Here is an 8,473-nt window from a genome sequence, read left to right on the forward strand (position 1 = left end):
TTTTCCGTGCTTCCTGTTAGAATGCCCGCCACTGACTTCCAGGGTACAAACGCCATGAGCGAACCGCGCAAGCCCCAAGCCGGCCAGGACGGCGCCGATCCCACCACGCACTTCGGCTACAAGACCGTGCGTGAGAGCGAGAAGGCCGAGAAGGTCGCCGAAGTATTCCACTCGGTCGCCGCCAAGTACGACCTGATGAACGACCTGATGTCCGGCGGCATCCACCGTCTGTGGAAGCGCTTCACCATCGAGCTGTCCGGCGTGCGCGCCGGCAATCGGGTGCTGGACATCGCCGGCGGCACCGGCGACCTGACCCGCCAGTTCTCCCGCCTGGTCGGCCCGACCGGCGAAGTGGTGCTGGCCGATATCAACGCCTCGATGCTCAAGGTCGGTCGCGACAAGCTGCTCGACAGCGGCGTGGCCGGCAACGTCAACTTCGTCCAGGCCGACGCCGAGAAGCTGCCGTTCCCCGACAACTATTTCGACGCGGTCACCATCGCCTTCGGCCTGCGCAACGTCACCCACAAGGACGCAGCCATCCGCTCCATGTTGCGGGTGCTCAAGCCCGGCGGCCGCCTGCTCGTGCTGGAATTCTCCAAGCCCACCAGCAGCCTGCTGTCCAAGGCCTACGACGCCTACTCCTTCACACTGCTGCCGCTGATGGGCAAGCTGGTGACCAACGATTCCGAGAGCTACCGCTACCTCGCCGAATCGATCCGCATGCACCCCGACCAGGAAACGCTGAAGTCGATGATGGTGGAGGCCGGCTTCGACCGCGTTACCTACCACAACATGACCGGCGGCGTGGTCGCCCTGCACCGCGGCATCAAGCCCTGATGAGCCTGCTCCTGCAGGCCGCCCTGGCCAGCGCCGAAGCCACCGTCAACCGCGTGCTGCGGCTCGACGGCGTGGCCCTGCGGCGTCTCGGCCGGCTCGCCGGCAAGGTGCTGGAAGTGGACTGCCAGGCGCCCGCGCTGCGGCTGTTCATCCTGCCCGACGCCGACGGCCTGCACCTGGCCGCGCACCATGAGGCGCCAGCCGACTGCACCCTGGTCGCGCCCGCCGGCAGCCTGCTGCAACTGGCCCTGGCCAAGGACAAGACCCGCGTCCTGCACAGCCCGGAAGTGACCATGGGCGGCGACAGCGCGATGCTGCTGGAGCTGGCCGACATTCTCCAGAGCCTGGAGCTGGACTGGGAATACGAAGTTTCCCGCTGGCTCGGCCCGGTGCCCGCGCACCTGCTCGGCGCGCGTCTGCGCGGCGGCATGGCCTGGGCCGGCGACAGCCTGGAAAGCCTGCGCCTGAGCCTCGCCGACTACCTCGCCGAGGAAAGCCGCAGCCTGGTCGGCCAGCACGAAGCCGAAGCGCGCTTCGCCGAGCTGGACCAGTTGAAGATGTCCCTCGACCGCCTCGACGCGCGGATCAACCGCCTGACCCAGAAGATCAAGCCTGACGCATGAAGCTGCTCGCCTTCCGCCGCCTGCTGCGCATCCAGCGCGTAGCCATCCGCTACCGTCTGGACGACATGGTCCTCGAACTGCCCTTCCTGCCCTGGTGGCTGCGCCTGCTTGGCGGGCTGCTGCCCTGGCGCTGGCTGCCGCGCAAGCCGCTGGATCTCAGCCGTGGCGCGCGCATCCGCCTGGCGCTGGAAGACCTCGGGCCGATCTTCATCAAGTTCGGCCAGATCCTCTCCACCCGCCGCGACCTGCTGCCTGACGACATCGCCCTGGAGCTGGCCTTCCTCCAGGACAAGGTGCCGCCCTTCCCGCCGGAACAGGCCGTGGCGCTCATCGAGCAGCAGCTGGGCGCGAAGATCGAACAGGTGTTCTCCCGCTTCGAGCGTGAACCGCTGGCTTCCGCTTCGGTGGCGCAGGTCCATACCGCGCAGCTGAAGAGCGGCGAAGAAGTGGTGGTTAAGGTCATCCGCCCGAACCTGGAGCCGGTGATCCGTTCCGACATCGCCTGGCTGCACATCCTCGCCCGCACCGCCGAGCGCATCTCCGCCGACGCCCGCCGCCTGCATCCCGCCGAGGTGGTCAGCGACTACGAGAAGACCATCTACGACGAGCTGGACCTGCTGCGTGAAGCGGCCAACTCCTCGCAGCTGCGCCGCAACTTCGAAGGCTCGCCGCTGCTCTACGTACCCCAGGTCTATTGGGACTGGTGCCGCCCCAAGGTACTGGTGATGGAGCGCATCTACGGCATACCGGTGACCGACCTGGAAACCCTGCGCGACCAGCGCACCGACTTCAAGGCGCTGGCCGAGCGCGGCGTGGAGATCTTCTTCACCCAGGTGTTCCGCGACAGCTTCTTCCACGCCGACATGCACCCCGGCAACATCTTCGTCAGCACCCGCACACCTTGGAGCCCGCAGTACATCGCGGTGGACTGCGGCATCGTCGGCAGCCTCACCGACGAGGACCAGGACTACCTGGCGCGCAACCTGATCGCCTTCTTCAAGCGCGACTACCGCAAGGTCGCCCAATTGCACATCGACTCGGGATGGGTGCCGGCGGAAACCAAGGTCAATGATTTCGAAGCGGCGATCCGCACCGTGTGCGAGCCGATCTTCGAGAAGCCGCTCAAGGACATTTCCTTCGGCCAGGTGCTGCTGCGCCTGTTCCAGACCGCGCGGCGCTTCAACATGGAAGTGCAGCCGCAACTGGTGCTGCTGCAGAAGACCCTGCTGAACATCGAGGGCCTCGGCCGCCAGCTCTACCCGGAGCTGGACCTGTGGACCACCGCGCAGCCCTATCTGGAGCGCTGGATGCGCGAGCGCATGAGCCCCGGCATCCTGCTGCGCAATGCCCAGCAGCACATCGAACAGTTGCCGCATCTGGCTCAGATGACCCGCGAAACACTGGAGCGGCTGTCCCATGACCCCGATCCGAACAAGCGCCTGGTCATCGAGACGCAGGGCGCTGGCACCGCCGCCTGGCCGGCGCGGCTGATAGGCGCGGTACTGGTCGCCGGCGCCGCCGAGACCGGCCTGGCCACCCACAGCCTCGCGGCCTGGCCGGCCTGGGCGATGCTGGCCGGCGGTCTATATCTGATTCTGCGCCGATAGCCAGTCGCCGCGGTGGCTGGCACACTTGACCGCTATACGAAGTGGCTCCGGGCATCCCACTTGCCCGCTGTACGGAACCCGAGATGAAAGACTGGCTGGACGAAATCAACTGGAATGCCGATGGACTGGTGCCGGCGATCGCCCAGGACCATCGAACCGGCCGCGTGCTGATGATGGCCTGGATGAACCGCGAGGCCCTCACCCTCACCGCCGCCGAGAACCGCGCCATCTACTGGTCGCGCTCGCGCGGCAAGCTCTGGCGCAAGGGCGAGGACTCCGGCCACGTGCAGAAGCTGCACGAACTGCGCCTGGACTGCGACGCCGACGTGGTGATCCTGATGGTCGAACAGCTGGGTGGCATCGCCTGCCACACCGGCCGCGAGAGCTGCTTCTACCGGGTGTTCGAAAACGGCGCCTGGCAGACCGTCGACCCGGTCCTGAAGGACCCGGATGCCATCTACTCCCACGTAGGTACAGGAAAACCCCATGAGCACTGATACCCTCGCCCGTCTGGCGCAAGTCCTCGAAGCGCGCAAGAATGCCGCACCGGACAGCTCCTACGTGGCCAGCCTGTATCACAAGGGCCTGAACAAGATCCTGGAGAAGGTTGGCGAAGAGTCGGTGGAAACCATTCTCGCCGCCAAAGACGCCGCCGCCAGCGGTGACTGCACAGACCTGATCTACGAAACGGCCGACCTCTGGTTCCACTCCCTGGTGATGCTTTCCGCCCTCGGCCAGCACCCGCAGGCAGTACTGGACGAGCTGGACCGCCGCTTCGGCCTTTCCGGGCACGACGAGAAAGCCGCGCGCCAGCCGTCTGCCTGAACCCGACAACATTGCGAGGAAAACAAGATGGGCATCTTTGACTGGAAACACTGGGTCGTCATCCTGATCGTCGTGGTCCTGGTCTTCGGCACCAAGCGCCTGAAGAACCTCGGTTCGGACGTCGGCGAAGCCATCAAGGGCTTCAAGAAGGCGATGAACACCGAAGAAGACGAGAAGAAGGACCCGGGCGCCGCTGCCGGCAACCCGCCGCTGAACCAGCCGCACACCATCGACGCCCAGGCGCAGAAGGTCGAAGAGCCGGCGCGCAAGGACTGATTCATGTTCGGTATCAGCTTCAGCGAACTGCTGCTGGTGGGTCTCGTCGCCCTGCTGGTGCTCGGCCCCGACCGCCTGCCGGGTGCCGCGCGCACCGCCGGCCTGTGGATCGGCCGGCTCAAGCGCAGCTTCAACGCCATCAAGACGGAAGTGGAGCGCGAGCTGGGAGCGGATGAAATCCGCCGCCAGCTGCACAACGAGCACATCCTGCAGATGGAGCAGGAAGCCAAGAAGCTGATGGCGCCGCTGACCAACCTGCAGGAGCAGGCCCGGGAAACCTTCAACCCGCAGCAGCCGGCCCAGCCTGACGGCCAGGGCGCGCCTGCCGAGCCGCCCGCAGCGCCGAGCATTGCGCCCAACAGCCGCCTGAACAGCCTGCCGGGCGCGGGCCTCGCGCCTGCCACCGCGCAGGCTCCTGCCGCTGCAGCGCAGGCGCCGGAAGCCGGCCAGCCGAGCCAACCGACTGAACCGACTGGCGCGAGCCAGCCACCCGCTTCGTCCGAGACGCCGCGTACCCCATGAGCGCCGAAAAACCCGACCAGCCCGAACACGACCAGGAAATGCCCCTGGTCTCGCACCTGACCGAGCTGCGCACGCGCCTGCTGCGCTGCGTGGTCGCGATCTTCGTGATCTTCATCGGCCTGCTGTACTTCTCGCAGAAGATCTACGCGCTGGCTTCCGAGCCGCTGCGCCGCTTCCTGCCCGAAGGCGCGACCATGATCGCCATCGACCCGGCGTCGGCCTTCCTCGCGCCGCTGAAGCTGACCATGATCGTCGCCGTGCTGTTCGCCATGCCGGTGATCCTCGCCCAGGTCTGGGGCTTCATCGCACCGGGCCTGTACAAGCACGAGAAGCGCGTCGCCCTGCCGCTGCTGGCCTCCAGCATCGTGCTGTTCTATGCCGGCATGGCCTTCGCCTACTTCCTGGTGTTCCCGTTGATGTTCCACTTCTTCCTCGGCTCGGCCCCGGAAGGCGTGACGCCGATGACCGACATCAATAGCTACCTGGACTTCCTCACGCTGCTGTTCGCCTTCGGCGTGGCCTTCGAGATTCCCGTGGCCACCGTGCTGCTGGTGTGGATCGGGGTGGTCAACGTGGCCTACCTGAAGAAGATCCGCCCCTACGTGATCATCGGCTGCTTCGTCGTCGGCATGATCCTCACCCCGCCGGACCCGCTGTCGCAGACCCTGCTGGCCGTGCCGATGTGGTTGCTGTTCGAGGCCGGCGTGCTGTTCAGCCACCTGATCCGCAAGCGCGGCCCGGAAGAGGAAGAAGAGTCCAAGGGCGACCAGCCTCCGGCCACCCGCTCGTGAACCTGCTGCTGCTCGACGACGCCGACTTCGTGGCGGCGGACCGCGTGATCCTGCGCGACCGCCGTCTGACCCATATGCAGGAAGTCCACCGCGCCGAAAACGGCGACCGGATGCGCGTCGGCCGCCTCGGCGGTCTGATGGGCGAAGGCCACCTGCTGCGCCTGGAAGCCAACGAGGCCGAGTTGCAGGTCAGTTTCGACCAGGCCCCGCCGGCCAAGCTGCCACTCACCCTGCTGCTTGCCCTGCCCCGCCCGAAGATGCTCCGCCGCGTGCTGCAGACCGTTGCCGCCATGGGCGTGCCGCGCCTGGTGCTGCTCAACAGCTACCGGGTGGAAAAGAGCTTCTGGCAGACCCCCTTCCTCGACCCCGAGGCCGTGCGCGAGCAACTAGTCCTGGGTCTGGAACAGGCCCGCGACACCGTGCTGCCCGAAGTGATCATCGAGAAGCGCTTCAAGCCCTTCGTCGAAGACCGCCTGCCCGCGCTGGCCGCCGGCAGCCTCGGTCTGATCGGCCACCCTGGCCCCTGGCCCGAATGCCCAAGGGCGCTGAGCGAGCCGGTAACCCTGGCCATCGGCCCGGAAGGTGGCTGGATTCCCTACGAAGTCGACAAGCTGCGCGAAGCCGGTCTGAACCCCGTGCAACTGGGCGAACGCATCCTGCGCGTCGAGACCGCCGTGACCGCGCTTTTGGCACGCCTGTACTAACGGGAAATGGCTAGAGGCCAGTAACCACGCGGCCTCCAGCGTGAACCACCAGTCAGAAAATTACCGCAAACCCCTTCAGTTCCCCGCAGCGAAGCCGATATCAGCGGTACCGGTCGTCCCCACTCTGCGCATTTCCTGCTCAGCCATGCGTACCGGCCCTGTTCATCGCTGGAGCGCCGCCTTCATGTTTCGCTGGTTCAACAACCTGACTGTCAAACTCAAACTCGCCTCGGGCTTCGGCCTGGTGCTTCTGCTCACCCTGCTGATCGCCCTGACCGGCTGGATCAACCTGGGCAACGTGATCGAACGGGGCGACAAGCTCGGCGAGATCTCCGAGCTGATCGCGATCGCCAAGGACCTGCGCATCGCCCGCCTGAAATTCCAGTCCACCCGCGCACCGGAGGATGCCAAGGCAGTGGTCGATACGCTGGACCAGCTCGATGCACGCCATCGTTCATTGAACGAGCGGTTCACCGAGGCCGAGGATCGTCGTGTCATCGACCAGCAACACGAGCTGAGCGTGGAGTACCGCAAGCTGTATACCCAACTGCTGAAGTCCTATGAAGAGCGCGACGCCGCCAAGCAGGTGCTGATCCAGGCTGCCGGCGCGGTCAGCGAAGGCATGCAGAAGGCCGAGCAGAAGCTGGTCAACAGTGCCAGCGCGGAAGGCCTGCAACACCTGCAGGACCTCGCCGGCCTCGGTCGCAGTGTCATGCAGGCGCGCCTGCAGGTCATGGCCTACACCAGCACCGATGCGCAGAACCTCGAGCAGCCCGCCTTCGCCGGCCTGCAGAAACTGATCGACGGCGTGAAGAGCGATATGAGCACTTCTCCGGCCGAGCTGAACGGCGAGTTCCGTGCCACCCTCGACGCGCTGGAGAGCTACCGCAACGCGCTGACCAACTACCGCAACGAGGTCAACGACAGTCAGGCCGCCCGCGACCGCATGCGTGACGCCGGCCAGCAGATCGAGAAGCTCAGCGCCGAGCTGACCACCACCCAGACCGCCAAGCGCGACGCCGGCGTTGCCCAGGCCAAAACGCTGCTGGGGCTGGCCGCGGCAATTGCCCTGGTGCTGGGCAGCATTGCCGCCTGGATCATCACCGGGCAGATCGTCAATCCGCTGCGCGACGTGCTGAGCCATGCCGAGCGCATCGCCGACGGCGACCTCAGCCGCGACATCCCCACCAACCGTCGCGACGAACTGGGCCAACTGCAGAAGAGCATGCAGCGCATGAACCTGTCTCTGCGCGAGCTAATCGGCCGCATCCATGACAGCGTGACCCAGATCGCCAGCGCCGCCGAGGAGCTGTCCGCGGTGACCGAGCAGACCAGCGCCGGGGTGAACAATCAAAAGGTCGAGACCGACCAGGTCGCTACCGCCATGAACGAGATGGCCGCCACCGTGCAGGAAGTCGCGCGCAACGCCGAGGAGGCTTCCGAGGCCGCCTCCACCGCCGACCGCCAGGCCCGCGACGGCGAAGGCGCAGTGACCGAAGCGGTGACCCAGATGGATCGCCTGGCCGGTGAAGTTGGCCGTACCAACGAATCGGTGCTCAAGCTCAAGCGCGAAAGCGAGAAGATCGGCAGCGTGCTGGATGTGATCAAGGCGGTCGCCGAGCAGACCAACCTGCTGGCGCTCAACGCCGCCATCGAAGCCGCCCGCGCGGGCGACGCGGGCCGTGGTTTCGCTGTGGTGGCTGATGAGGTGCGCGGCCTGGCGCAGCGCACCCAATCCTCCACTGAAGAGATCGAGGAGCTGATCGCCGGCCTGCAGAGCGGTACCCAGCAGGCCGTGCAGATGATGGAAACCAGCCGCGACCTGACCGTCAGCACTGTCGACCTGACTCGCCGCGCCGGCGAGCGTCTGGGCGCCATCACCCGTACCGTGTCGACCATCCAGTCGATGAACCAACAGATCGCCGCCGCCTCTGAACAGCAGAGCGCCGTGGCTGAGGAGATCAACCGCAGCGTGATGAACGTGCGCGACATCTCCGAGCAGACTGCTGCCGCGAGCGAGGAAACCGCCGCCTCCAGCGTCGAGCTGGCGCGCCTGGGCAACGAATTGCAGGTGCTGGTCAGCCGCTTCCGCGTCTGATTCATCCCGCAACGAAAAAGGCCCGCGCAATGCGGGCCTTTCTATATCCGCTTCGAACTTCACCTGTAGGAGATTCTATGTCTACCCCACCGTATCGGCCGCAGTCCGATACGGTTGCTGAGTCGTCATCAGGGCAAAGGCAATCCGGGCCAATTTGCGGGCGAGGACGGTCAGCGCCTCGATCTTTTGC

General features: G+C 66.0%; 10 protein-coding genes and 1 pseudogene. All 11 read left to right on the forward strand.

Going from position 1 to position 8,473, the window contains the following annotated elements:
• Window positions 1–54 precede the first annotated feature (54 nt).
• The 11 genes and pseudogenes from ubiE to IB274_RS30220 all read left to right on the forward strand — a co-directional run bounded on the left by ubiE (window position 55) and on the right by IB274_RS30220 (window position 8,283).
• Window positions 55–837, forward strand: a complete 783-nt coding sequence (gene ubiE, locus IB274_RS27940; RefSeq protein ID WP_192436043.1) for a bifunctional demethylmenaquinone methyltransferase/2-methoxy-6-polyprenyl-1,4-benzoquinol methylase UbiE — start codon at window positions 55–57, stop codon at window positions 835–837.
• Window positions 834–1,460 (forward strand): SCP2 domain-containing protein, encoded by a 627-nt coding sequence (locus IB274_RS27945; RefSeq protein WP_192436053.1) that lies wholly within the window; start codon window positions 834–836, stop codon window positions 1,458–1,460. Before ubiE ends, IB274_RS27945 begins: the two co-directional genes overlap by 4 nt.
• Entirely contained in the window at window positions 1,457–3,067 is a 1,611-nt protein-coding gene (gene ubiB / locus IB274_RS27950) for a ubiquinone biosynthesis regulatory protein kinase UbiB (RefSeq protein WP_192436044.1), read from the forward strand. The genes IB274_RS27945 and ubiB overlap by 4 nt, the downstream gene beginning before the upstream one ends.
• 83 nt (window positions 3,068–3,150) lie before the next feature.
• Window positions 3,151–3,564, forward strand: a complete 414-nt coding sequence (hisI, locus tag IB274_RS27955; RefSeq protein ID WP_138213084.1) for a phosphoribosyl-AMP cyclohydrolase — start codon at window positions 3,151–3,153, stop codon at window positions 3,562–3,564.
• Window positions 3,554–3,892: a phosphoribosyl-ATP diphosphatase gene (locus tag IB274_RS27960; RefSeq protein ID WP_192436045.1), complete on the forward strand. Its 339-nt coding sequence runs from the start codon at window positions 3,554–3,556 to the stop codon at window positions 3,890–3,892. The genes hisI and IB274_RS27960 overlap by 11 nt, the downstream gene beginning before the upstream one ends.
• A 27-nt stretch (window positions 3,893–3,919) precedes the next feature.
• Entirely contained in the window at window positions 3,920–4,168 is a 249-nt protein-coding gene (locus IB274_RS27965; protein WP_192436046.1) for a twin-arginine translocase TatA/TatE family subunit, read from the forward strand.
• 3 nt (window positions 4,169–4,171) lie between these two features.
• Entirely contained in the window at window positions 4,172–4,690 is a 519-nt protein-coding gene (gene tatB / locus IB274_RS27970; RefSeq protein WP_192436047.1) for a Sec-independent protein translocase protein TatB, read from the forward strand.
• A complete protein-coding gene (tatC, locus tag IB274_RS27975) occupies window positions 4,687–5,481 on the forward strand; it encodes a twin-arginine translocase subunit TatC (RefSeq protein ID WP_045212907.1) in 795 nt (264 codons plus the stop codon). Before tatB ends, tatC begins: the two co-directional genes overlap by 4 nt.
• Entirely contained in the window at window positions 5,478–6,185 is a 708-nt protein-coding gene (locus IB274_RS27980) for a 16S rRNA (uracil(1498)-N(3))-methyltransferase (RefSeq protein ID WP_192436048.1), read from the forward strand. The genes tatC and IB274_RS27980 overlap by 4 nt, the downstream gene beginning before the upstream one ends.
• A 184-nt stretch (window positions 6,186–6,369) precedes the next feature.
• Window positions 6,370–7,410 (forward strand): annotated as a pseudogene (locus tag IB274_RS30215) (methyl-accepting chemotaxis protein); the annotation flags it as partial.
• A 159-nt stretch (window positions 7,411–7,569) separates the two neighbouring features.
• Window positions 7,570–8,283 (forward strand): methyl-accepting chemotaxis protein, encoded by a 714-nt coding sequence (locus IB274_RS30220; RefSeq protein ID WP_412548457.1) that lies wholly within the window; start codon window positions 7,570–7,572, stop codon window positions 8,281–8,283.
• Window positions 8,284–8,473 lie beyond the last annotated feature (190 nt).

Source organism: Pseudomonas sp. PDM18, from assembly GCF_014852585.1.
GTDB lineage: Bacteria > Pseudomonadota > Gammaproteobacteria > Pseudomonadales > Pseudomonadaceae > Pseudomonas.